The sequence below is a fragment of the Pseudomonas sp. KnCO4 genome, from assembly GCF_045344305.1.
Lineage (GTDB): Bacteria > Pseudomonadota > Gammaproteobacteria > Pseudomonadales > Pseudomonadaceae > Aquipseudomonas > Aquipseudomonas anuradhapurensis.
Genome location: NZ_CP174199.1, coordinates 4,643,770 through 4,665,905, shown reverse-complemented (window position 1 = coordinate 4,665,905; position 22,136 = coordinate 4,643,770). Strand labels below are relative to the sequence as shown.

Sequence of the window (22,136 nt, the reverse complement as noted above, 5' to 3'; positions counted from 1 at the left end):
GGAGCCCGTCGATGTTCGCACTGATGCAAAGCACCCGTACCCAGTCGCTGCACCTGTTCACCGACCCGCCCACCGGCCTCAAGGCCGTGGTGGCGATCCACAGTGAACAGTTGGGGCCGGCCATGGGCGGTTGCCGCTACCTGCCGTATGCCGACGACGAGAGCGCCATGACCGACGCCATTCGCCTGGCCCAGGGCATGAGTTACAAGGCTGCGCTGGCCGGCCTGCCGCTGGGCGGCGGCAAGGCGGTGATCATGCGCAACCCGCATGTGGAAAACCGCGCGGCACTGTTCGAGGCCTTTGGCCGCTTCGTCGATACGTTGCAAGGGCGCTTCATCATTGCCGTGGACAGCGGCACCTCGACCCTGGACATGGACTGCATTGCCCAGAGTACTCCCCATGTGACCAGCACCACGGCCTGCGGCGATCCATCCCCGCATGCGGCGATGGGGGTATTCGCCGGTATTCGCGCGACCACGTCGTTTCGGCTTGGCAGTGATGACCTGCAAGGTTTACGGGTTGCGGTGCAAGGGTTGGGCAATGTCGGTTATGCGCTGGCCGAGCAACTGCATGCGGCGGGGGCCGATTTGCTGGTGAGCGACCTGGACCCGGGGCGGGTGCGGCTGGCGGTCGAGCAGTTCGATGCCAAGCCGGTCACCAACGACGCGTTGATCAGCACCCCTTGCGACATCTTCGCGCCCTGTGGCGTGGGGCCGGTGCTGAACGGACAGAGCGTGATGCAACTGCGTTGCGCGGCGGTGGCGGGGGCGGCGAACAACCAGTTGACCACCTTGCAGGTGGCCGACCAGCTGGAATCGCGCGGGATCCTGTATGCGCCTGACTACGTGATCAATGCCGGTGGGTTGATCTATGTGGCGCTTACCCATCGTGGCGAGGACCTGGGCACCATCACCGCGCACCTGGCGCGCATACCCACGCGGCTGACCGAAGTGTTTGGCCATGCGCAGGCGGAGAAACGCTCGCCGGCGCGGGTGGCGCAGATGCTGGCGGAGCGGTTGCTCTACGGCTGATGGCCGCGAGCGTGTAGAAGCACCCTTGCGACAGGGCTGCGAAACTGCCCGGGATTTCAGCGCAGGTGCCACGAATTGCTGGGGTTGCTGTGCAGCCCTGTCGCGACACAAGGCCGTTCCTACCAAGGCCAACGCAGCTATTACTCGGCCGCTGGCGCCTCGAGCAACTCGGCCAACGCATCCGGCTGGCTCTTGAACGCCCGGGCGAACACATCGCGGTTCTTGGCCATGTAGATGCCGGCTTCCTCGACCTGCTGCTCGGTCAGCGAAGGCACTGCCTTGTGCAGTACCTCGGCCAGGCGCTCGGCCAGTTCGAGCATCTTGTCGTGACGGTCTGCTTCGGCCTTATCCATGAACAAGCGCTCCGGGTCGCGGCTGCTGCGGTACACCACTTCGACGGCCATTCATCACCTCTGTGCCTTTTTGCTGATTGATACTGTATCCATATACAGTAATGGCAGTGTTGGTTGCTTCGCAAGCAGAAATTGTAGCGTGGCCTGAATCGAGCGCCGCGCGGGCGTCCCTGCAAGAGATACCGGGCTCGATGCGGAACAGTGGGTGGGGCCGTTTTCACCTTGGTAGGAGGTGGTCTTGCCGACGGTGAAGTGGATGTCGTCGGTAGTCGTTGTTGAATTCCCTGATAATTCTCGACTCTCGGCGCCGGCCCTTTCGCGGGCTGGCCCGCTCCCACAGGTACTGTGCAAGCCTTGAGGCCTGAGGTGAACCTGTGGGAGCGGGCATGCCCGCGAAAAGGCCAGCCCAGAAAACACATCACTAATGCCTGTTGCAAAGTCCTGGGGCTCTGTAGGTATCCGGACCTGAACCAGTGCCGTCTCCAGCAGCGCCCGCAGCATCTCCAGCTCATGCATCGAGGTCATCATCAGAATCGTGCCAGTGACTTGGGCTGCAGCAGTTTTTTCTGCCGCACCCCGCCCGTTCTGAAACGTGTCGCCTCAACGTGCCTTGCGGCAATCGGTCGCCTTCCAAGGCAAGGGCCTGGCCCTTTAACTGCATGGCACAAGCGTCACACCGGTGGCGCATCATCCTTCAAGACGTATCGGGGAATGGAACATCGTGAACATCAAATGGGCAGAAAAGCTGCGCAAGGGCCTGCACGGCTCGGCCGACTCGCTGGGTAACCTGTGCGTCGAGGCATTCCATTACCTGGCGCTGTTCGGCATTGGCGCGATCACCGCCTATGCGGCGGTGATGACCTTCCTGGACATGCTCGGCAAGGGCGGGGTCAGCGTCGATGACATTCTGCTGCTGTTCATCTACCTGGAGCTGGGGGCGATGGTCGGGATCTACTTCAAGACCAACCACATGCCGATCCGCTTCCTGCTGTACGTGGCCATCACTGCGCTGACCCGCCTGCTGATCGGCGATGTCTCGCACCACAAGGCGCCGGACGCAGGGCTGCTGTACCTGTGCGGCGGCATCCTGTTGCTGGCGTTCTCGATCCTGGTGGTGCGCTATGCCTCGTACCGCTATCCCTCGACCAAGGCACTGGACGCCAATGGCAAGGAAGTGGAAGACGGCAAATAGCCCTCAGTTGGCCATGAAATGGCGCGGCTCGCGCTGAGCATCGCGGGTCAGGGCAGCCAGCACCTGCAAGGGGTTCTGGTTGAGTTCGATGGCCAGGCCCAGGCGGATGCTGTCGATTACCCGTTGCAGGCGCACCGGGTCATTGCGCTGGGCCTGGGTGATGAGGCGCTTGGCGACCACGCCGGTGTCGTCGGACAGGGTCAGCATGATGCTGCCGTCAAGGTTGGCGATGCTCAGGTTGACCCGGTATTCGTGGGCGAATGCAGCACTGATTCGTTCGAATGGGTTGTTCATGGTCGTGCTTCTGCAGTGAATGACTGCTGGGGTTGACCGGCGTGATCGGCAGTTGGTTCAGCGCCATTGATCGACATGAACGAAAACGCCCGGCACGAGGCCGGGCGTTTGGTGCAGTGCCGATCAGGCGTCAGGGTCATTCAGTTCCAGGGCGCCGCGCTTGCTGCGCAGCTTGCCGTAGAAGTGTTCCAGCGCGTGGTTCAGCTTGGTGGCGGCTCCATCGACTGCCTGGTCCAGCGAAGTGGCAGTGTGGGTCACGGAAATCGGTTGATGGCCTTTGGGGCGAGCCTCCATCTGGCAGCGTTTGTCATGCGGTCCGGGCTTGGCGCCGTTCTCGTCGCGCAGGTGGACCTCGATGCGGGTGAGGTCGTCTTCGTAACGTTCCAGCGAGTTCTGCAGAGTGCTGCGGACCCACTGGTCGAGCCGGGCGTTGCCTTCGAAATGGTTGCTGCTGTTGACCTGGATTTGCATGATTCAATCCTTATTCAGCTTGCTCGCATGGAGACGCGCCTAGGCCTTTGAGACCCTTGGAATTTCTGCGTATCTTGACTCTAAGGTCAGGCAACGGCGAAACGAATTCAAGCCCTTTTTGAAAATAAATTTCTTGTTGCAGGTTATGGCGGCGGTCGGCGGCCCATCGTGAGGCCTTTGCTTATGAGAATTGAAATCATTAGTATTGCATTCCCGCAAACGCCAGACATTCGCCATGATGCGCAAAACCGCCGGTCTCTCGCTCAGCTATCGCCTGGCCGTGGCTTCACGCAGCCTGGCCGCGTTGCTCGGCGGCTACCTGCTGGCGTCCCTGGCCAGCGTGTGCATTGCGCTGCTGGCGCCGCTGCCACAGGTCGATGCCACGCTTACCGGCCTGTTGCTGTCATTCGTTTTCTACCTGCTGGCCTTCATCTGGTGCTTCGCCTGCCGTAGCGCCTGGCGCGCCTGGCTGGGCGTGCTGGCGCCAAGCGTGCTGCTGGGTGTGACCAGCCTGCTGGCCTACCGGATGCAAACCTTATGAAAGAAGGCTTCCGCCAGGCCATGGCCTGGCTGCATACCTGGACCGGGCTGGTCTTCGGCTGGCTGTTGTTCGCCATCTTCCTCACCGGTACGCTGTCGTACTTCAAGGAAGAGATCACCCACTGGTCCCAGCCCGAAGTGCGTAGTCAGGCACTGGACCCGGCCCATGGCCTGGACGTGGCCCAGCGTTACCTGGTGGATAACGCAGGTCATTCGCAAAGCTGGTTCATCCGCCTGCCCAACGCACGCGAAGCTGGCCTGAATGTGGGCTATCGCGACGCCGATGGCGGGCCACGTGGCTTTGTCAGCCAGGTCCTCGATACCCACACCGGTCAGCCGCTGCAGGCACGCGATAGCCGCGGTGGCGAATTCTTCTACCGCTTCCATTTCCAGCTGCAGATGCCGCACCCTTATGGCCGCTGGCTGTCGACGTTCTGCGCATTCATCATGTTGCTGGGGCTGGTGACCGGCATCATCACCCACAAGAAGTTGTTCAAGGAATTCTTCACCTTCCGCCCCGGCAAGGGCCAGCGCTCCTGGCTGGATGGCCACAACGCCATCGGCGTGCTGGTGTTGCCGTTCCATCTGATGATCAGCTACAGCAGCCTGGTGCTGTTCATGTACATGGTCATGCCGGCGGGCATCATGGCCAGCTACGGCAAGGACACCGGCAAGTACTTCAACGACCTGTTCGGCCGCAACGAGGCGCCCGCGGCGGCCCACGTGGCCGCGCCGCTGGTGCCGTTGGCAGGCTTGTACGCCAAGGTACAGGCGCTGCAACCGGGCGCGCGTATTGGCGATATCCAGGTGCAGAACCCTGGCGACCGCCATGCCCGGGTAACCTTCACCCAGGCGTCAGCCGACCACGTTGCCTACCGGCGCAGCGCCAACTGGACATTCGATGGCAGCACGGGGGCGCTGCTGAGCCAGGGCAAGCCGGAGAGCGGGGTGATGATGACCGCGTTCAGCTTTGCCGGCCTGCACATGGGCAATTTCGCCGGGCCTTGGTTGCGCTGGCTGTATTTCCTGTTTGGCATCGCGGGTACAGCGGTGATCGGCACCGGGCTGGTGATGTGGCTGGGCAAGCGCCAGCTCAAGCATGCCGGTGGCGAACGCCTGCCGGGCGAGCTGCGCCTGGTCGAGGTACTCAACATCGCCAGCATGGGCGGCCTGCTGCTGGCCGTTGCCGCTTTCTTCTGGGCCAACCGCCTGATCCCCTTGGGGGTGGAAGGCCGGGCCGACTGGGAGGTCGACGCCTTCTTCATCACCTGGGGGCTGGCACTGGTGCACGCCATGCTGCGCAGCGGGCGCCGGGCCTGGGCCGAGCAACTGGCCCTGGGCGCACTGGCCTTTGCCCTGCTGCCGCTGCTCAATGGCCTGAGCACCGGCCAGGGCCTGAACCATTCGCTGCCAGCAGGGGACTGGGCCATGGCCGGCGTCGACCTGACGGCACTGGCTACCGGCCTGCTCCTCGCCTGGCTTGCCGGCAAGCTGCTGCGTGGGCCCAAGGCCGCTGCCAGGCGCGCCCCGCGAGCGGCACGGACGCCACCTGCGGAAACGGCGGAGGCAAGCTGATGGCGGGCATCGCACTGATCACATTCGCAGGCCTCGTTGCCCTGTGCCTGGCCATGCAAAAGCACTTTGCCGAGCTGCTCGGGCGCAAGCCGCGCCCAGGCCAGCTGCGCCTGCTGCGCGGCGCCGGCTGGCTGCTGCTGCTGGCTTCACTGGCACTGAGCGTGCACCTGCGTGGCTGGGCCCATGGCCTGGTGGAATGGGTCGCGCTGCTGATGGCCGCGGCGACCGTGTGGGTCTTCGGCTTGCCCTACCAGCCCCGCCTGCTGCTGGGCCTGGCCGCCGCCAGCGTGGTGCTGGGACCGTTGCTGGCGGTATGCGCCGGGTGAGCCGATGAGCGAACAGGGCAGCATGCTCGAGCCGGACGCCGACAACGGCGCTGGACGTGCGCGTTTCGTCGAGGTGTTCCAGGCCCAGCGCACGCGCATGGAGGCACTGGTCAGCCGTCGGGTCGGTTGCCGGGCCACGGCATCGGACCTGATCCAGGAGCTGTTCCTGCGTTTCTGGCGCCGCCCCGAGGTCAAGGTCGAGGCGCTGGACACCTACCTGCTGCGTTGCGCCGGCAACCTGGCCATCGACCACTTGCGCAGTGAAGGCAGCCGCGAACGTGTGGTCGAAGCCGCATTGTCGCCAGATGAAGCCCAGGCACCGGAGCAGGCGGTGGAGGTCGACCACGATCTGCAACGCATCGAAGCTGCCCTGCGCGCCTTGCCTGAACGCACCCGGCAGATCTTTTTGCTCAATCGCATCCATGGTTGCAAGTACGGCGAGATCGCCAAGGCCATGCAGCTGTCCCAGAGCGCTGTGGAAAAGCATATGATGCGCGCCCTCGAGGCGTGCAAGGCGAGTGTTGCCGAGCCCGCGCCCATCCCACGCCGGCCAGGGAGTGCCCGTCGATGAGCTGTCCACCGCCGATTACCGAGGCGCAGTCCCGGGCTGCACTGCAATGGCTCAGCCGCATCAACGAGCAGCCCGCGCAAGCCGAGGGGGCCGCGTTCAAGCGCTGGCTGCTGAGCGACCCCGCGCACCGTGCCGCCTACGCCCAGGCGCAGGCGTTGTGGCAGGCCAGCGGCACCGCTGCAGCGCGCCTGGCTGGCGAAGAACAGCCAGGCCTGCAGCGTTATCTGGATGCCATGGCCCAGCCAGCGGCCCGGTCGTCTTGGCGGCAGCGGCTCGCGGCACTGGCGCTGGCGGCCTGCCTGGTGCTGGCCGTGGGCATTGCCGGGGGATGGCAGCCCGGCCTGTGGTTGCAGGAGCTGCAGGCCGACTACAGCAGCGCCGGGCAGCTGCGCCAGGTGACACTGGCCGACCAGTCGCGGGTGACGCTGGATGCGCGGAGCGCGATTGCCGTCGAGTTTGTCCGCGGCGAGCGCCGCGTGCGGTTGCTGCATGGCGCGGCGTTCTTCGAGGTCACGCATACCGGCGAACCGTTCCTGGTCGAAGCAGCAGGTGGCGAGGTGCGGGTGCTCGGTACGCAGTTCGAAGTCCGTGAGCGGGGCGAAGGCGCCGAGGTCACGGTGCGTAGCGGGCGGGTGGCAGTAAGCCCGGCGCCGGGCGCTGCAAAGCGCGAACTGACGGCCAACCAGCAGGTGGCCTACGCTGCAGGCCAGCTGGGCGACCTTGGGACGGTGGACAGCGACAACCGCCTGGCCTGGCGCCAGGGTTGGCTGAACTACTACCAGGTCCCGTTGGCGCAGGTGCTCGAAGACCTGGGGCGCTATTACCCGGGGCGCATCCTGTTGCTCGACGACCAACTGGGGCAGCGCAAGGTCAGCGGCAGTTTCCCACTGGCAGAGCCGTTGCTGGCGCTGGATTCGCTGGGCAAGGTGATGGGCTTTTCGCGGCAGACCGTGCTGGGGCGGTTGACGGTTATCCGATAGTCGCCTGAAGTCGACATCGCGGGTCTACCCGCGAAGAGGCCGGCATAGGCAAAAAATATTTTCAGCTAGCGGGTGAGGTAACAGGACGTGGCATCCGTGTAATGAGTGGAAGTGCGATTCATTCGCAGTCATAACCCTCTCACAGGTCAGCGTCCATGAAGTTCACCCCGCGTTGCGTCCCTCTCTTGCTCGGCCTGTCCGCGCTGCCGGCCCTGGTTTTCGCTCCACTGGCTGGCGCTGCCGAACAACAGCAGGCGTACGCCTTCGCCCAGCCGGCGCAACCGCTGGCCCAGGCGCTCAACGCCTTCAGTCGCACCACTGGCCAGGGCGTGGTCTACACCCTGGAGCTGCCAGGCGTGCAGGCCCCGCGGCTGAATGGCCGGTTCAGCGCCGAGCAGGCCCTGCAGCAACTGCTGGGCAGCAGCGGGTTGGCCTGGCGTCGCGTCGACGCACGCACCTTCACCCTGGAAGCGCTGGACACCTCCGGCGCCCTCAACCTGCAGGCCACCACGATAAGCTCGGAACTGGACGACTACAGCTACCAGCCCCCGGCCAGCGCCTCGATCATGCGCGGGCAGGGCCCGAGCCAGGACATTCCCCAGGCGATCAACGTGGTGCCGGCCCAGGTCATTCGCGACCAGGCCCCGCGCAACCTCGACGACGCCCTGGCCAACGTCAGCGGCATCACCCAGGGCAACAACTTTGGCGGCACTTCCGACACGGTGATGAAGCGTGGCTTTGGTGATAACCGCGACGGTTCGATCATGCGCGATGGCATGCCGGTGGTGCAGGGCCGCAACCTCAATGCCAGCACCGAGCGGGTCGAAGTGCTCAAGGGCCCGGCGTCGCTGCTGTACGGCATCCAGGACCCAGGCGGGGTGATCAACGTGGTCAGCAAGCGGCCACAGCTGCAACAGTACAACGCCCTGAACGTGCGCGGCTCCACCTACGGCAGTGGCAAGAATGGCAGCGGCGGCGGCTTCGACAGTACCGGCGCGCTGGGCGACAGCAATTTCGCCTACCGTTTGATCGTCGACCATGAGGACGAGGACTACTGGCGCAACTACGGTGTGCGCCGCGAATCGCTGGTGGCGCCGTCGCTGGCCTGGCTGGGTGAGGACACCCAGGTGGTAGTGGCCTACGAGCACCGCGAGTTTCTCTCGCCGTTCGATCGGGGTACGGCGTTCGGCAACAACGGCCACCCGCTGGACATCCCCGCCACGCGGCGCCTGGATGAGCCATTCAACGACATGGAAGGGCGTTCCGACCTGTACCGCCTGGAGCTCGATCACCAGCTGGCCGATGACTGGAAGCTGCACTTTGGCTACAGCTTCAACCGCGAAACCTACGATGCCAGCCAGGTGCGGGTGACCAAGGTCATTGAGAAAAGCGGCACGCTGTCGCGCAGCATCGACGGCACGCACGACGCGATGAGCCGGGACCAGTTCGCCACCCTGAGCCTGGCCGGCACTGTGCAACTGGCAGGGCTGCAGAACGACCTGCTGTTCGGCGTCGACCATGAGGACCGCAAGATCTTCCGCGGTGACCTGATCCGGCAGAAAGCCCGATCGACCTTCAGCTACGTCAACCCGGTCTATGGTCAGGAAGTAGAGGGCACCACGGTCGGTGCCAAGGAAAGCGACCAGACCGACAAGCTGCGCACCGATGCGCTGTTCGCACAGGACGCGCTGCACCTGGATGAGCACTGGATCCTGGTGGCCGGCGCGCGCTTCCAGCAATACGACCAGTACGCTGGCCGCGGGCGCCCGTTCCAGGTCAACACCGACAGCAACGGCCAGACCTGGGTGCCGCATGCGGGCGTGGTGTACAAGCTTGATGAGCAGCTGTCGTTCTATGCCAGCTACAGCGAATCGTTCAAGCCCAACTCGACCATCGCGCCGCTGGTCGGCAACGTGGTGCTGGACGGCTCGGTGGCGCCGGAGGAGGGCAAGTCGTGGGAGTTGGGGGCCAAGCTCGATATGCCGGGGCGCCTCACCGGTACCCTGGCGCTGTTCGACATCACCAAGCGCAACGTGCTGGTTTCCAGCCTCGACCAGCGCACGGGCGAGACGCTGTACAGCAATGCCGGTGAAGTCGGCTCGCGAGGTGTCGAACTGGACCTGACCGGCCAGCTGAGCGAGCGCTGGAGCCTGATTGGCAGCTACGCGTTCACCGATGCCGAAGTGACCAAGGACCCTGAACTCAAGGGCAACCGCCTGCAGAACGTAGCCCGCCACAGTGGCTCACTGTCGGCGGTGTACGACTACGGCAGCCTGTTCGGCGGCGACCGCTTGCGCCTGGGTGCCGGGGCGCGCTATGTGGGCGAACGGGCGGGTGATTCGACCAACACCTTCGACCTGCCTTCCTATACCGTGGCCGATGCCTTTGCCAGCTATGAAACCCGGCTTGACGAGCACAAGATGCTGTTGCAGCTGAACGTCAAGAACCTGTTCGACAAGGTCTATTACAGCTCGGCGGTGAACCAGTATTTCGTCGCTATCGGCGATGCGCGGCAGGTGAGCTTGTCCAGTACCTTCGAGTTCTAGGTCAGCTTGTGCCGGCCTCTCGCGGCTGAAGCCGCTACAGGTACTGTGCAGCCCTTTAGGGTAGTGCAGTCCCTGTGGAACGGCTTCAGCCGCGAATGGCCGAGCGGTATTCGCCTGGTGTCGCACCGATCGCCTGGCGAAAGCGGTTGCTGAAATGGCTGGCACTGGCAAACCCGCAGAGCAAGGCAATTTCCCCCAGTGGCATCACCCCCAGCCGCAGCAGCTGGCAGGCCCGGTGCAGGCGCCGGGCCAGCAGGTACTGGTGCGGTGGCAGCCCGAAGCTGGCGCGGAACATGCGCGCGAAATGGTATTCGGACAGGTTGCAGCGCAAGGCCAGTTCACCCAGGGTGATGGGCTGGTCAAGGTGTGCTTCGATGTAATCGACCATCTGCCGGCGCAGCTTCGGCGCCAGCCCGCCTTTCAGGCGCAGGCCCTGGCGCAGCCCGACCTGGTTGAGCAGTGCATGGTCGACGATTTGGTGAGCCAGGCTGCTGGCCAACAGGCGCTCGCCGGGTTCGTCCCAGTCCAGGGTAATCAGCTGGCGAAAGCGCGCGGCTTGCTGCGGGTCGTCGAGAAAGGTCGCTTCCTGCAGTTGCAGCTCTCGCGGTTCGCGATCGAGCAGGCGCACGCAGCCCAGGGCAAACTGCGCCTCGCTGATGTACAGGTGCGCCAGGCGGATCGCGCCATTGACCACCCAGTTCGATTCCTGCCCGGCCGGCATCACGCACAGCTTGTTCGGCGCGCCCTTGTCAGCCGGGCGCTGGCGGCGGAAGGTGCCGGTGCCGTCGGCGATGTAGCACGACAGGGTGTGGTGGCTGGGGGCCTGGTAGTCGCGGGCATCGTCGCGGTTGTTCCACAACGCCGCCGCCAGCCCGTCACCCAGGTGCGCGCTCAGCTCCAGCCGGGCGTGGGGCGAGGCATGCATGGCGTTGAACACTTGCAGTTGGCTGAATGGCGTCATCGGTTGTTCCTCTTGCAGCCATCCTACTGCGCCTTGGGCAGGCTTACAGCTACCCGTGGGACAAATGCGCAAGTTTGTGCAAGCGCGTGGTTGCCCGGGCGGAGAACACTGGGGATGCCTCGGCGAGGGCTGTGCCCTCGCTTCACGGCTGAAGTCGCGAAGCGCCGGGCACCGATCTTGAAAGGCCCAAGGAACCGCCACCATGAACTTGTCACTCTATCTGCTTACCGTGCTGATCTGGGGTACTACCTGGATCGCCCTCAAACTTCAGCTGGGCGTGGTCGCCATCCCGGTCTCGATCGTCTACCGCTTTGCCCTGGCCGGGCTGATCCTGTTCGCCTTCCTGCTGCTCACTCGCCGACTGCAGCCGATGAACCGGCGTGGTCACCAGATCTGCCTGGCCCAGGGCCTGTGCCTGTTCTGCGTCAACTTCATCTGCTTCCTCAGCGCCAGCCAGTGGATCGCCAGCGGCCTGATTGCCGTGGTGTTTTCCACCGCCACTTTGTGGAACGCGCTGAACGCACGGATCTTCTTTGGCCAGAAGATTGCCAGCAATGTGCTCGGCGGCGGCGCCTTGGGCTTGCTCGGCCTGGGCCTGTTGTTCTGGCCGGAGCTGTCCCACCACACGGCCAGCCGCGAGACCCTGTATGGCCTTGGCCTGGCCTTGCTCGGCACTTTGTGTTTCTCGGCGGGCAACATGCTCTCGAGCATGCAGCAGAAGGCCGGGCTCAGGCCGATGACCACCAATGCCTGGGGCATGGTCTACGGCGCAGCGATGCTGGCGCTGTTCTGTGTGGTCAGCGGCGTGCCGTTCAGCATGGAGTGGAATGCGCGCTATATCGGCTCGTTGCTGTACCTGGTCGTTCCGGGGTCGGTGATCGCCTTCACCGCCTACCTGACCCTGGTCGGACGCATGGGGCCGGAGCGCGCAGCCTATTGCACGGTACTGTTCCCGCTGGTGGCGTTGAACGTGTCGGCCTATGCCGAGGGCTACCAGTGGACGGCCCCGGCGCTACTGGGCTTGCTGGCGGTGATGGCCGGCAATGTGCTGGTGTTCCGCAAGCCCAGGCAGCCAGCACCAGTGCTGGGTATACAGCGATGAGCCCTGCGCGCAACTGGCAGAACTGCCAGGTGCGCGCCAGGGCGGGGCAGGGGAGACTGGGCAGCATTCACGCTGCTTGGAGCCGAATGGATGCAGGTACCCCAGCCAGTAGGCAAGGCGTTGTCACAGAACCAGCTGTGGCTGGTGTTTCTGCTGGCTCTGGGTGTGCATGTGCTGCCGCTGGTGCTGGCCGACTTCCTGTACCTGGACGACATCTGGCGTTCGATGCTGGCAGGCAAGGTCAATGGCCAGGCCGATTCATGGGCGGCCCAGGGGCGCGTGCTGGTCGACTGGTTGTATGCGGCATTGGGCGGTGTGGCGGCGGCACCGGATTTGTTCCCGTTGCCGCTGCTATTGTCCGTGGTCGTCGTTTCCAAGGCCTTTGCAAGCCTGACAGCAAGCTATTTCGAGCGCCCGCGCCTTGCCGACGTGCTGGTGGTGCTGCCGCTCTGGTTCAACCCATTCTTCCTGCAGAACCTCAGCTATCAATACGATGGGCCTGCCATGGGGCTTGCCTTGGCCGTCTGCGTCTGGACAATCACCATGGGGGTTGCGGCCTTCGGCCGCTGGCTGGGGGGCAGCCTGCTGATATGCGTCGCGCTGAGCTTGTACCAGCCTGCAATCAACGTCTTCGCCATCCTCTGTTGCGTCGAGATCCTGCACCAGGCCAACCAGAGGGCTGAATTCAGGCAACTCGCCAAGCGCCTCGGCTTGCGCCTTGGACAGCTGGCGATAGGCTGCCTGGTGTATCGCCTGACAGCCTATCGCTTGATCACTGTTCCACGTACCGCGTTGCTGCCGATCGACGGCCATTGGCCCGCAGAGATGCTCGCTCGGCTGGATCTGATGGTGCAGGACCTGGGGCTGCTGGTGACCCCGGATAACGCATGGTTGGCCCTCGGTTTCTTGGTGCTCGCCGCGATAGGTCTCCAGCTGGTATTACTGCAGGTGCAGGCCACGCCCGCCAGTCTCCTGGAAAAATGCGGGCTGGGGCTACTGGTGCTGCTGTCGCTGCCCAGCGCCTTCATTCTGATTTCCGGTATGGCACTGCTGCTCGCCCAGTTCCAGCACGAAGCGCGCCTGCTCATGGGCGCTGGTGCGGCGATGGTGCTGTTGGCATGGCTGGCGCGGCTAGCATTGATCCGCATCCATTCGCGGTTGGGCTGGGTATTGCTGCTGCCGATGCTGATGATGTTGTCGATGTCGTTCGCCTACGGCCGAGTGCTGATCGCACAGAAAGAACTGCATCGGGCGTTTGTCTACACCCTGGCCAATACGCTCGAGACCCACCCCGAGCTACACGACGCCGACCGCATCTACCTGTACGACTGGGACAGCAAGGGTGCCTGGCTACCTGCCGCAGCCGGCACCTTCGAAGCCATGCCGGTGTTGCGTTACAACCTCAACATCGGCTTCTGGACATTGACCGAGATGATGCCACGGGTCGGTTTGACCAACGTGACCAGTGCACCGAAGAGCATGGTCGTGCGGGCAAAGGAACTTGACGCTCGGCCGCTGCTCGATACCCGGTTCTTTTCGGTCCAGCGGGTTGATGGCGCCATACTGGTAATGCTGAAAGCCCCCCGGGAACAGCCGATTTCATGGTGACGACGCTGCAGCAGCTGTTGTGAAAAGGCCTGCTTCAGCGCGCCTTCCACACCTGCGGGTTCACCAGGTCTCGTGGCCGCTCACCCAGCAGCGCCGCGCGCAGGTTGTCGATTGCCCGGTTGGCCATGGCCTCGCGGGTTTCGGCAGTGGCCGAACCGATGTGCGGCAAGGTCAGCGCATTGGGCAGCTTGAACAGCGGCGAATCGCTCAGCGGCTCTTTCTCGTACACGTCCAGGCCAGCACCGCGAATCGTGCCGTTCTGCAGCGCCTCGATCAGCGCCGCTTCGTCCACCACCGGCCCGCGGGCGATGTTGATCAGGAACGCGCTGGGCTTCATCAGTTGCAGCTCGCGGGTGCTGATCAGCTTGCGGGTTGTATCGGACAGCGGCACCACGATGCACACGAAATCCGCTTCGGCCAGCAACTGCTCCAGGCTGCGGAACTGTGCACCCAGCTCTTGCTCCAGCGCGGCCTTGCGGCTGTTGCCGCTGTACAGGATCGGCATGTTGAAGCCGAAGTGGCCCCGGCGCGCTACTGCGGCACCAATGTTGCCCAGGCCGATGATGCCCAGGGTCTTGCCATGCACGTCACTGCCGAAGTGGGCCGGGCCCACGGTGGCCTGCCAGTTGCCGGCCTTGGTCCAGGCATCCAGTTCGGCGGTGCGGCGGGCACAGCCCATGATCAGCGAGAAGCCCAGGTCGGCGGTGCTTTCGGTCAGCACATCCGGGGTGTTGGTCAGGGCGATGCCACGTTCGTTGAGGTAGTCCAGGTCATAGTTGTCGTAGCCGACCGAAACACTGGACACCACTTCCAGCCTGGCCGCGCCTTCGAGCTGTGCCCGGCCCAGCTTGCGGCCGACGCCGATCAGGCCGTGGGCCTCGGGCAGCGCCTCGTTGAACTGGGCATTGATGTCGCCCAGCTTGGGGTTGGGCAGGATCACGTTGAAATCTTGCTGCAGGCGCTCGGCCATGGCCGGGGTAATGCGGCTGAAGGCCAGGACGGTCTTTTTCATCGGGCAATTTCCACAAGAAAAGCCAACAAGCTACAAGCTTCAGTTGGCGATCAGCAACTGGTGGGTTTTCAGGTCCGCCTCGTGCGCCGCGAGAATCTCCGGCAGCGAGTTGCGCAGGTATTCGACCCAAGTCTTGATCTTGGCGTCCAGGTACTGCCGCGACGGGTAGATCGCATACAGGTTCAGCTCCTGCAGGCGGTACTCGGGCAGCACCCGCACCAGGCTGCCGTCACGCAGGCCGTCGATGGCCGAATAGATCGGCAGCACACCCACCCCCATGCCGCTGCGAATCGCAGTCTTCATGGCATCGGCGGTATTCACCATGAACGGCGAGCTGGTGATATTGACCATTTCCTGGCCTTCCGGGCCGTCGAACAGCCATTTTTCCAGCGGGATCACCGGGCTGACCATGCGCAGGCAGGCATGCTTGAGCAGGTCGGCGGGCTTGTGCGGCACGCCGTGGCGGGCAATGTAGGCGGGCGAGGCGCAGACGATGCTGTAGGTGATGCCCAGGCGCTGCGACACGAACCCCGAGTCGGGCAGCTCGGTGGCCAGCACGATGGACACGTCATAGCCCTCGTCGAGCAGGTCGGGCACGCGGTTGGCCATGGTCAGGTCGAAGGTCACGTCCGGGTGCGACTCGCGGTAGCGGGCAATGGCGTCGACCACGAAGTGCTGGCCGACCCCGGTCATCGAGTGCACCTTCAATTGCCCGGCGGGGCGCGCATGGGCGTCGCTGGCCTCGGCCTCGGCTTCTTCCACATAGGTAAGAATCTGTTCGCAACGCATCAGGTAGCGCTTGCCGGCTTCGGTCAGCGCAATGCGCCGAGTGGTGCGGTTGAGCAGCCTTGTTTGCAGATGGGCTTCCAGGTTGGAGACTGCCCGCGACACGTTCGCGGTGGTCGTATCCAACTGCCCGGCGGCAGCGGTAAAGCTGCCCAGTTGGGCTACGCAGCTGAAAGCACGCATGTTTTGCAGGGTGTCCATGGGTCACTCTCGATGTAGAGGACAAAATTGTGTCACGAAGTAACGAAAAAAAGATGAAAACTTGCCTTCGACCAAAGGCGGATTATCGCTGTTTTGGTAACAAAGATTCGCAGGAATCCACGCTTATCGCCAGTGCTGGCGCCCCCTAGAATTGCCCGGCCCTATCACCTCTTCCTCGGGAAATCGCAGCTGTGCCGCGTCGCATCATCAGAACGCTCCATGCGTTCAGTGCCTGTGCCCTTGCCCTCACCTTGAGCGGCTGTATCGGAACCTGGGGCATAGCCCCGCAAAGCAAGACGCTGCAAGCCAATACCCTGACCACCGACGCGGCCATACGCGAAGCCGCCAGCGACGCCCACTGGCCCGACCAGCAGTGGTGGCATGCCTACGGCGACCCCCAGCTGGACCGCTGGGTTGCCCTGGCCGTGGCCGGCAGCCCGAGCCTGGCCATGGCGGCGGCGCGGGTGCGCGAAGCCAAGGCCATGGCTGGCGTGGTCGAGTCGGCAGAGAAGCTCCAGGCCAACGGCCAGGCCACGCTCAAGCGCCACAACTGGCCTGAGGACCAGTTCTACGGGCCTGGTGCGCTGTCCGGGGCCAACACCTGGGACAACAACGCCGCCATCGGCTTCAGCTACGCCCTCGACCTCTGGGGCCGCGAACGCAATGCCAGCGAGCAGGCCGTGGACCAGGCGCACATGAGTGTGGCCGAAGCCCGCCAGGCACAGCTGGAGCTGCAGAACAACGTAGTGCGCGCCTATATCCAGCTGAGCCTGCACTTCGCCCAGCAGGATATCGTCAAGGCCGAACTGCAACAGCAGGAGCAGATCCTGGCCCTGGCCAAGCGCCGCCTGGATGCCGGCATCGGCACCCACTTCGAAGTCAGCCAGGCTGAAGCGCCGCTGCCGGAAACCCACCGCCAGCTGGACAGCCTCAGTGAACAAATTGCCCTGACCCGCAACCAGCTGGCCGCCCTGGCCGGCAAGGGCCCGGGGGAAGGGGCGCAGTTGCAGCGCCCGGCCCTGGCCTTGGCCGCACCACTGAAACTGCCGTCGAACCTGCCGGCCGAGCTGGTTGGCCAGCGCCCCGACGTGGTCGCCAGCCGCTGGCAGGTGGCTGCCCAGGCGCGTGGCATCGATGTCGCCCACGCCGGCTTCTTCCCCAACGTCGACCTGGTCGGCAGCCTGGGTTTCATGGCCACGGGCGGTGGCCCGCTGGAGTTCCTCACCGGGCGCAAGTTCAACTACAACGTCGGCCCGGCCATCAGCCTGCCGATCTTCGACGGTGGCCGCCTGCGCTCGCAGTTGGGCGTGGCCTCGGCAGGCTACGACGTGGCCGTGGCGCGCTACAACCAGACCGTGGTCGGTGCGCTGAAGGACATCTCCGACCAGCTGATCCGCCGCGAGTCGATGCAGCAGCAGTCGCACTTTGCCGCCGAGTCGGTCGCTGCCGCGCAAAGAACCTACGACATCGCTATGATCGCCTTCCAGCGCGGGCTCACCGACTACCTCAACGTGCTCAACGCGCAAACCTTGCTGTTCCGCCAGCAGCAGGTGCAGCAGCAGGTGCAGGCCGCTCGCCTGATCGCCCATGCCGAGCTGGTCACTGCCCTGGGTGGTGGCTTGCAGGCTGGCCAGGACGTGCCGCAGGAACAGCGCCAGGCGGCACCGAAAACCCCCGCCACCCTGGCCATTTTCGACAAGCAGCCGGATAACGCCGAATGAGCACCTTCAGTTTGCCCATGCGCTGGCTGCAGAGCCTGGAATGGCGCCGGGGCTTCTTTGCCTGGGCGCGCACCGACGGTGTGACCTGGGTGTATATCTTCAAGGTGCTGGCCGCTGCGTTCATCACCCTGTGGCTGGCCATGCGCCTGGAACTGCCGCAACCGCGCACAGCGATGATCACCGTGTTCATCGTGATGCAGCCGCAAAGCGGGCATGTGTTCGCCAAGAGCTTCTACCGGGTGCTGGGCACCTTGGCCGGCTCGGCGATGATGGTGGCGTTGATCGCCATCTTTCCACAGAACACCGAGCTGTTCCTGCCCAGCCTGGCTGTGTGGGTAGGCCTGTGCTCGGCCGGTGCCATGCGCTACCGCACCTTCCGCGCCTATGGTTTCGTGCTGGCCGGCTACACCGCAGCGATGATCGGCCTGCCGGTGCTGCAACACCCTGACCAGGCATTCATGGCGGCGGTATGGCGGGTGCTGGAAATCGCCCTGGGCATCCTGGTGTCGACCTTCGTCAGCGCGGCGATCCTGCCGCAGTCGGCCAGTGCCGCCATGCGCAACGCCCTGTACCAGCGCTTTGGCGTATTTGCCGGGGTAGTGGTCGAAGCCTTGCGCGGCGACAGCCAGCGCGACCGCTTCGAGACCAGCAACGTGCGCTTCGTCGCCGAGGCCGTGGGCCTTGAGAGCCTGCGCAACGTCACCGCATTCGAAGACCCGCACATGCGCCGACGCTCTGGCCGGCTGGTGCGCATGAACAGCGAATTCATGGCCATCACCACCCGCTTCAATGCCCTGCACCGGTTGCTGGAGCGCCTGCGTGCGCGTGGCCCGCTGCAGATTGTCAGCGCCATCGAGCCCGGCCTGGACACTCTGGTGGAGTTGCTGCAACCCTACGTCGGCCGGGCGCTGACCGATGCCGACGCGTTGCGCCTGACGTTGGAACTGGCGGCCTACAAGGAAGGCCTGCAGGCGCAGGTGCGCAGTTTGCGCGCCGAGTACCTGGCGACCGAGCCGAGCGAGGCCGACCTGCTGGATTTCCACACGGCCTTCGAGCTGCTCTACCGCTTCGTCGACGAGATGTTCAGCTACGCCGAGACGCACGCCTCGCTGGCCGCGCACCGGCATGAACGCGAACAATGGGACGAGCCCTATGTGGCGCAGACCAGCTGGCTGGTGTCGTTGGCCGCCGGCCTGCGTGCCTCGGCGGTGCTGTTGCTGCTGGGCAGTTACTGGCTGCTCAGCGACTGGCCCAGCGGGGCCATGATGACCCTGATCGCCACGGTCACCGTGGGCCTGTCGGCGGCTTCGCCCAACCCCAAGCGCATGTCGTTCCAGATGGCCTGCGGTACGGCGATTGGCGCCTTCGTCGGCTTCTTCGAAACCTTCTTCGTGTTCCCCTGGATCGACGGTTTCCCGCTGTTGTGCATGGTGCTGGCGCCGGTATTCGTGCTGGGCGCCTTCCTCTCGTCACGCCCGGCCTATGCCGGCTATGGCATCGGCCTGCTGGTGTTCTTCGCCATCGGCTCGGTGCCGAACAACCTCACCGTGTATGACCCCTACAGCTTCATCAACGACTACATCGGCATGGTCATCGGCATGTTCGTCTGCGCTGCGGCCGGGGCGATCATCCTGCCGCCCAACAGCCGCTGGCTGTGGAGCCGCCTGGAGCAGGAGCTGCGCGAGCAGGTGCTGTTCGCCATCAGTGGTCGCCTACGCGGCCTGGGCTCGGCCTTCGAAAGCCGCACCCGCGACCTGCTGCACCAGGCGTATGGCCTGGCTGCCGGCAAGCCGCAGGTACAAAGCCAGTTGATGGGCTGGATGTTCAGCGTGCTGGAGATCGGCCACGCGGTCATCGAGCTGCGCAAGGAGCAGGCCCGCGCGCCGGTGCACCCGGCCTACGCCGAGTCGCAACCCTGGCGCCAGGCTATCCGGGTCATGGGCCGCGCCCTGGCACGGTTGTTCCTGCAGCCCAGCGCCAGCAACCACGAACGCGCCCTGGTGGCGGTGGACCATGCCATTGCCCGCGTACAGGCTACCGACGAGCCGTTCGCCAGGCACTTCGACACCTCGGTACTGCGCCGCGCGCAAAGCTACCTGCACTTCATCCGTTCATCCCTGCTCGACCCACAGTCGCCACTGGCACCGGCGAAAGGACTGCACCGTGCTCCGTGAAATCATGCCCCGTGAAATCGCCTTCCATGGCGTGTACATGCCCACCATGACCTTGATGTTCCTGTTCGCCCTGGGCCTGGCCTGGGGCCTGGACCGGTTCATCGCCAGCCATGATGGCTATCGCTTCTTCTGGCACCCGGCGCTGCTGCGCCTGAGCCTGTTCGTCTGCCTGTTCGGCGCCCTGGCGCTGTCGCTCTACTGGTGAGAATCCTTCGATGAAAAAGTTCTTCAGCCTGATCGCCACCCTGCTGGTGCTGACCGCTGCCGTGGTGATCGGTCGCCAGTTGTGGCTGCACTACATGACTACGCCATGGACCCGTGACGGCCGCGTGCGCGCCGACATCATCAACGTCGCCGCCGATGTGCCCGGCTATGTGGTGGACGTGCCGGTCAAGGACAACCAGCGGGTGAAGAAGGGCGACCTGCTGATCCAGATCGACCCCGAGCACTACCAGCTGGCAGTCGACCAGGCCAAGGCCCTGGTCGCTTCGCGCAAGGCCACCTGGGACATGCGCAAGGTCAACGCCAAGCGCCGCGCCGACATGGACAACCTGGTGATCTCCAAGGAAAACCGCGACGACGCCAGCAACATCGCCAACGCGGCCCAGGCCGACTACCAGCAAGCCCTTGCCGAGCTGGCGGCGGCCGAGCTGAACCTCAAGCGTACGCAGATCGTGGCTACGGTGGACGGCTACGTGACCAACCTGAATATCCACAAGGGTGACTATGCGCGCACCGGTGAAGCGGTGATGGCGGTGGTCGACGAGCACTCGTTCTGGGTGTACGGGTTCTTCGAAGAGACCAAGCTGCCGCATGTGCAAGTGGGTGACCAGGCCGAGCTGCAGATGATGAGCGGCGAGCGCATCAAGGGCCATGTGGAGAGCATCGCCCGTGGCATCTACGACCGCGACAACCCGCAAAGCCGCGAGCTGATCGCCGATGTGAACCCGACCTTCAACTGGGTGCGTCTGGCGCAGCGGGTGCCGGTGCGTATTCACATTGATGAGGTGCCGGAAGGGTTCCTGCTGGCGGCGGGGACGACCTGTACGGTGGTGGTGAAGCCGGGTTCGCCTTGAGTGGTGTGGCGTCTGTGAGATCGAGCGCCGCCCGCGCGGCGCTCGATCTCACAGGCGATAAACCTCTCAAGTCATCCACCCGCAGCCCCCACCAACACCGGCACCTCAACCCGGTCGATCACCTTCGCGCTGATCGACGGGTCCAGCAACCGCCCCAACCGCGACAGGTGGCGGTGGCCCATGATGATCAGCTCGCAGTTCAGTTCCCGTGCCTTGCTCAAAATGACGTCGACCGGCTGCCCGGCAACCATGCAGCCCTGGCTATCGAAGCCGGCCTGGCGCAATAGCGCCACCGCTTCGGCCACGGCGCGCTCACCCAGCCGTTGTTCCTCGCAGGCGGCAGGGTATTCCTCCAGTTCCACGCTGGTGTAAGGCGCGGGTTGGTCGTGCACGGCGAAGGTCGAGTCGATGGCCAGCAGCACGTGCAATTCATGATCGCCAGGGTGGCAATAGCGGCGCGCGAGGGTGAGCAGTGCGGTGGAGGCGGGGGAGGCATCGATGGCGATCAGGACGGGGCTGGGCATGCGGGATCCTTGGCTGAGGCTGGCTGATGTGCCAATGCCTCATTTATGGCCGAACCCGGCCAGTGAATAAATGCCCCGCCACGCACGAGCGTATTGCGTCTGGTGCAATCCGCCAACCTGCTACCATCGCCATTCCCACAGCTGTCACGGAAAACCGCCATGCAACTCCCGGACATGAACCTGCTCGTCGCCCTCGATGCCCTGCTTGACGAAGGCAGTGTGGTCGGCGCAGCGCAGCGCATGAACCTGAGCCCGGCGGCGATGAGCCGAACTCTCGGGCGTATCCGTGACGCCTTGGGCGACCCGATCCTGGTGCGTGCCGGCCGTGGCCTGGTGCCGACGCCGCGGGCACTGGCCCTGCGTGAGCAGGTGGCTGCGCTGGTGGAGCAGGCCGGTGAGGTGTTCCGTAGTGCCGATGAGGTCGACCTGCCCAAGCTCGACCGGGCTTTCAATATCCGCACCAATGACCTGTTCATCGCCCTGTACGGCGCGCAGCTGCTGCGGCGCATGCACGAGCAGGCACCGCGCACGGTGCTGCGCTTCGTGCCGGAAAGCCCCGGCGGTGATGATGACAGCGTGCTGCGCGACGGGCGTACCGACCTGATCATCAGTTCGACCGTGGACCTGGGGCCGGAGATCAAGGTGCAGAGCCTGTTCCAGACCTACTACGTGGGGCTGGCGCGGCGCGACCACCCGATTTTCGAGCAGCCGATCACGCCGCACAGTTTTGCCAGTTATCCACAGATCAGCGTGTCCCGTCGTGGACGGGCCAATGGGCCGATCGATGTGGAACTGGCCAACTTCAAGGTGCAGCGGCGGGTGGCGCTGATCACCCCGAGTTTTCACTCGGCGCTGTTCTCGCTGCCGGATTCCGACCTGATCCTGCCGATGCCGGCCAACATCCTCAACAGTGTGCACAAGCTCGGGCTGCCGCTGCGCTCGTTCGAGATCCCGGTGCCGCTGGAGCGGGTGACCGTGCTGCAGGCGTGGCACCCACGGTTTCACAATGACCCGGCGCATCGGTGGTTGCGGCAGACCTTGAAGGCTTGCTGCAGTGTCGACCCTTGAGTGATGTTCTGCCTGGGCCGGCCT

General features: G+C 64.5%; 22 protein-coding genes. 15 read left to right on the top strand and 7 right to left on the bottom strand.

Going from position 1 to position 22,136, the window contains the following annotated elements:
• The first annotated feature begins 11 nt into the window (after window positions 1–11).
• Window positions 12–1,031 (top strand): Leu/Phe/Val dehydrogenase, encoded by a 1,020-nt coding sequence (locus ACJA3S_RS21625; RefSeq protein WP_406819944.1) that lies wholly within the window; start codon window positions 12–14, stop codon window positions 1,029–1,031.
• 140 nt (window positions 1,032–1,171) lie between these two features.
• On the opposite strand, the gene ACJA3S_RS21620 is transcribed toward ACJA3S_RS21625, so the two are convergent.
• Window positions 1,172–1,435 (bottom strand): YebG family protein, encoded by a 264-nt coding sequence (locus tag ACJA3S_RS21620; protein ID WP_016497959.1) that lies wholly within the window; start codon window positions 1,433–1,435, stop codon window positions 1,172–1,174.
• Between the two features lie 670 nt (window positions 1,436–2,105).
• On the opposite strand from ACJA3S_RS21620, the gene ACJA3S_RS21615 reads away from it, so the two are divergent.
• Window positions 2,106–2,576, top strand: a complete 471-nt coding sequence (locus ACJA3S_RS21615; protein ID WP_406819943.1) for a phosphate-starvation-inducible protein PsiE — start codon at window positions 2,106–2,108, stop codon at window positions 2,574–2,576.
• A 3-nt stretch (window positions 2,577–2,579) separates the two neighbouring features.
• Here the strand turns inward: ACJA3S_RS21615 and ACJA3S_RS21610 are convergent, their stop codons facing one another.
• Both ACJA3S_RS21610 and ACJA3S_RS21605 read right to left on the bottom strand, forming a co-directional pair.
• Window positions 2,580–2,870, bottom strand: a complete 291-nt coding sequence (locus ACJA3S_RS21610) for a DUF3509 domain-containing protein (RefSeq protein ID WP_170032558.1) — start codon at window positions 2,868–2,870, stop codon at window positions 2,580–2,582.
• A 123-nt stretch (window positions 2,871–2,993) separates the two neighbouring features.
• Window positions 2,994–3,341, bottom strand: a complete 348-nt coding sequence (locus ACJA3S_RS21605) for an HPF/RaiA family ribosome-associated protein (protein ID WP_170032556.1) — start codon at window positions 3,339–3,341, stop codon at window positions 2,994–2,996.
• A gap of 235 nt (window positions 3,342–3,576) precedes the next feature.
• Here ACJA3S_RS21605 and ACJA3S_RS21600 point away from each other — a divergent pair, with 235 nt between their 5' ends.
• The 6 genes from ACJA3S_RS21600 to ACJA3S_RS21575 all read left to right on the top strand — a co-directional run bounded on the left by ACJA3S_RS21600 (window position 3,577) and on the right by ACJA3S_RS21575 (window position 9,879).
• A complete protein-coding gene (locus ACJA3S_RS21600; protein ID WP_170032554.1) occupies window positions 3,577–3,882 on the top strand; it encodes a DUF3649 domain-containing protein in 306 nt (101 codons plus the stop codon).
• Window positions 3,879–5,456: a PepSY-associated TM helix domain-containing protein gene (locus tag ACJA3S_RS21595; protein ID WP_406819942.1), complete on the top strand. Its 1,578-nt coding sequence runs from the start codon at window positions 3,879–3,881 to the stop codon at window positions 5,454–5,456. The genes ACJA3S_RS21600 and ACJA3S_RS21595 overlap by 4 nt, the downstream gene beginning before the upstream one ends.
• Complete coding sequence (locus ACJA3S_RS21590; protein WP_406819941.1) at window positions 5,456–5,782, top strand: DUF3325 domain-containing protein; 327 nt, start codon at window positions 5,456–5,458, stop codon at window positions 5,780–5,782. The genes ACJA3S_RS21595 and ACJA3S_RS21590 overlap by 1 nt, the downstream gene beginning before the upstream one ends.
• 4 nt (window positions 5,783–5,786) lie before the next feature.
• Window positions 5,787–6,353: an RNA polymerase sigma factor gene (locus tag ACJA3S_RS21585; protein ID WP_406819940.1), complete on the top strand. Its 567-nt coding sequence runs from the start codon at window positions 5,787–5,789 to the stop codon at window positions 6,351–6,353.
• Window positions 6,350–7,333: a FecR family protein gene (locus ACJA3S_RS21580; protein WP_406819939.1), complete on the top strand. Its 984-nt coding sequence runs from the start codon at window positions 6,350–6,352 to the stop codon at window positions 7,331–7,333. The genes ACJA3S_RS21585 and ACJA3S_RS21580 overlap by 4 nt, the downstream gene beginning before the upstream one ends.
• Window positions 7,334–7,488: 155 nt before the next feature.
• Window positions 7,489–9,879, top strand: a complete 2,391-nt coding sequence (locus tag ACJA3S_RS21575) for a TonB-dependent siderophore receptor (protein WP_406819938.1) — start codon at window positions 7,489–7,491, stop codon at window positions 9,877–9,879.
• Window positions 9,880–9,964: 85 nt separating this feature from the next.
• Here the strand turns inward: ACJA3S_RS21575 and ACJA3S_RS21570 are convergent, their stop codons facing one another.
• Complete coding sequence (locus tag ACJA3S_RS21570; RefSeq protein ID WP_406819937.1) at window positions 9,965–10,840, bottom strand: helix-turn-helix transcriptional regulator; 876 nt, start codon at window positions 10,838–10,840, stop codon at window positions 9,965–9,967.
• Window positions 10,841–11,042: 202 nt separating this feature from the next.
• On the opposite strand from ACJA3S_RS21570, the gene ACJA3S_RS21565 reads away from it, so the two are divergent.
• Entirely contained in the window at window positions 11,043–11,942 is a 900-nt protein-coding gene (locus ACJA3S_RS21565) for a DMT family transporter (protein WP_406819936.1), read from the top strand.
• Between the two features lie 90 nt (window positions 11,943–12,032).
• Entirely contained in the window at window positions 12,033–13,550 is a 1,518-nt protein-coding gene (locus ACJA3S_RS21560) for a glucosyltransferase domain-containing protein (RefSeq protein ID WP_406819935.1), read from the top strand.
• 34 nt (window positions 13,551–13,584) lie between these two features.
• On the opposite strand, the gene ACJA3S_RS21555 is transcribed toward ACJA3S_RS21560, so the two are convergent.
• Entirely contained in the window at window positions 13,585–14,562 is a 978-nt protein-coding gene (locus tag ACJA3S_RS21555; protein WP_406819934.1) for a 2-hydroxyacid dehydrogenase, read from the bottom strand.
• A 39-nt stretch (window positions 14,563–14,601) separates the two neighbouring features.
• Window positions 14,602–15,549 (bottom strand): LysR family transcriptional regulator, encoded by a 948-nt coding sequence (locus ACJA3S_RS21550; protein ID WP_406819933.1) that lies wholly within the window; start codon window positions 15,547–15,549, stop codon window positions 14,602–14,604.
• 191 nt (window positions 15,550–15,740) lie between these two features.
• Between ACJA3S_RS21550 and ACJA3S_RS21545 the strand changes: the two genes are divergently transcribed.
• From ACJA3S_RS21545 to ACJA3S_RS21530, 4 genes are read left to right on the top strand one after another with little or no spacing between them, the layout of a single operon-like run.
• Window positions 15,741–17,270 carry an efflux transporter outer membrane subunit gene (locus ACJA3S_RS21545; RefSeq protein WP_406819932.1) on the top strand — a complete coding sequence of 510 codons (1,530 nt, stop codon included), beginning with the start codon at window positions 15,741–15,743 and terminating at the stop codon, window positions 17,268–17,270.
• Window positions 17,267–19,444 carry an FUSC family protein gene (locus ACJA3S_RS21540; protein WP_406819931.1) on the top strand — a complete coding sequence of 726 codons (2,178 nt, stop codon included), beginning with the start codon at window positions 17,267–17,269 and terminating at the stop codon, window positions 19,442–19,444. The genes ACJA3S_RS21545 and ACJA3S_RS21540 overlap by 4 nt, the downstream gene beginning before the upstream one ends.
• Before the next feature lie 4 nt (window positions 19,445–19,448).
• The gene (locus tag ACJA3S_RS21535) at window positions 19,449–19,649 is read left to right on the top strand and encodes a DUF1656 domain-containing protein (protein ID WP_008097766.1); all 201 of its coding nucleotides are present in this window, start codon (window positions 19,449–19,451) and stop codon (window positions 19,647–19,649) included.
• Window positions 19,650–19,659: 10 nt separating this feature from the next.
• The gene (locus tag ACJA3S_RS21530) at window positions 19,660–20,520 is read left to right on the top strand and encodes an efflux RND transporter periplasmic adaptor subunit (RefSeq protein WP_406819930.1); all 861 of its coding nucleotides are present in this window, start codon (window positions 19,660–19,662) and stop codon (window positions 20,518–20,520) included.
• A gap of 71 nt (window positions 20,521–20,591) precedes the next feature.
• Here the strand turns inward: ACJA3S_RS21530 and ACJA3S_RS21525 are convergent, their stop codons facing one another.
• Window positions 20,592–21,044: a universal stress protein gene (locus ACJA3S_RS21525; protein ID WP_406819929.1), complete on the bottom strand. Its 453-nt coding sequence runs from the start codon at window positions 21,042–21,044 to the stop codon at window positions 20,592–20,594.
• 159 nt (window positions 21,045–21,203) lie between these two features.
• On the opposite strand from ACJA3S_RS21525, the gene ACJA3S_RS21520 reads away from it, so the two are divergent.
• Window positions 21,204–22,112 (top strand): LysR family transcriptional regulator, encoded by a 909-nt coding sequence (locus ACJA3S_RS21520; protein ID WP_112250221.1) that lies wholly within the window; start codon window positions 21,204–21,206, stop codon window positions 22,110–22,112.
• Window positions 22,113–22,136 lie beyond the last annotated feature (24 nt).

Bases quoted from the DNA above. Each gene is read 5' to 3' on its own strand.
- ACJA3S_RS21625 (WP_406819944.1), top strand. From the start codon at position 12: ATGTTCGCACTGATGCAAAGCACCCGTACCCAGTCGCTGCACCTGTTC.
- ACJA3S_RS21620 (WP_016497959.1), bottom strand. From the start codon at position 1,435: ATGGCCGTCGAAGTGGTGTACCGCAGCAGCCGCGACCCGGAGCGCTTG.
- ACJA3S_RS21610 (WP_170032558.1), bottom strand. From the start codon at position 2,870: ATGAACAACCCATTCGAACGAATCAGTGCTGCATTCGCCCACGAATAC.
- ACJA3S_RS21605 (WP_170032556.1), bottom strand. From the start codon at position 3,341: ATGCAAATCCAGGTCAACAGCAGCAACCATTTCGAAGGCAACGCCCGG.
- ACJA3S_RS21600 (WP_170032554.1), top strand. From the start codon at position 3,577: ATGATGCGCAAAACCGCCGGTCTCTCGCTCAGCTATCGCCTGGCCGTG.
- ACJA3S_RS21595 (WP_406819942.1), top strand. From the start codon at position 3,879: ATGAAAGAAGGCTTCCGCCAGGCCATGGCCTGGCTGCATACCTGGACC.
- ACJA3S_RS21590 (WP_406819941.1), top strand. From the start codon at position 5,456: ATGGCGGGCATCGCACTGATCACATTCGCAGGCCTCGTTGCCCTGTGC.
- ACJA3S_RS21585 (WP_406819940.1), top strand. From the start codon at position 5,787: ATGAGCGAACAGGGCAGCATGCTCGAGCCGGACGCCGACAACGGCGCT.
- ACJA3S_RS21580 (WP_406819939.1), top strand. From the start codon at position 6,350: ATGAGCTGTCCACCGCCGATTACCGAGGCGCAGTCCCGGGCTGCACTG.
- ACJA3S_RS21575 (WP_406819938.1), top strand. From the start codon at position 7,489: ATGAAGTTCACCCCGCGTTGCGTCCCTCTCTTGCTCGGCCTGTCCGCG.
- ACJA3S_RS21570 (WP_406819937.1), bottom strand. From the start codon at position 10,840: ATGACGCCATTCAGCCAACTGCAAGTGTTCAACGCCATGCATGCCTCG.
- ACJA3S_RS21565 (WP_406819936.1), top strand. From the start codon at position 11,043: ATGAACTTGTCACTCTATCTGCTTACCGTGCTGATCTGGGGTACTACC.
- ACJA3S_RS21560 (WP_406819935.1), top strand. From the start codon at position 12,033: ATGCAGGTACCCCAGCCAGTAGGCAAGGCGTTGTCACAGAACCAGCTG.
- ACJA3S_RS21555 (WP_406819934.1), bottom strand. From the start codon at position 14,562: ATGAAAAAGACCGTCCTGGCCTTCAGCCGCATTACCCCGGCCATGGCC.
- ACJA3S_RS21550 (WP_406819933.1), bottom strand. From the start codon at position 15,549: ATGGACACCCTGCAAAACATGCGTGCTTTCAGCTGCGTAGCCCAACTG.
- ACJA3S_RS21540 (WP_406819931.1), top strand. From the start codon at position 17,267: ATGAGCACCTTCAGTTTGCCCATGCGCTGGCTGCAGAGCCTGGAATGG.
- ACJA3S_RS21535 (WP_008097766.1), top strand. From the start codon at position 19,449: ATGCCCCGTGAAATCGCCTTCCATGGCGTGTACATGCCCACCATGACC.
- ACJA3S_RS21530 (WP_406819930.1), top strand. From the start codon at position 19,660: ATGAAAAAGTTCTTCAGCCTGATCGCCACCCTGCTGGTGCTGACCGCT.
- ACJA3S_RS21525 (WP_406819929.1), bottom strand. From the start codon at position 21,044: ATGCCCAGCCCCGTCCTGATCGCCATCGATGCCTCCCCCGCCTCCACC.
- ACJA3S_RS21520 (WP_112250221.1), top strand. From the start codon at position 21,204: ATGCAACTCCCGGACATGAACCTGCTCGTCGCCCTCGATGCCCTGCTT.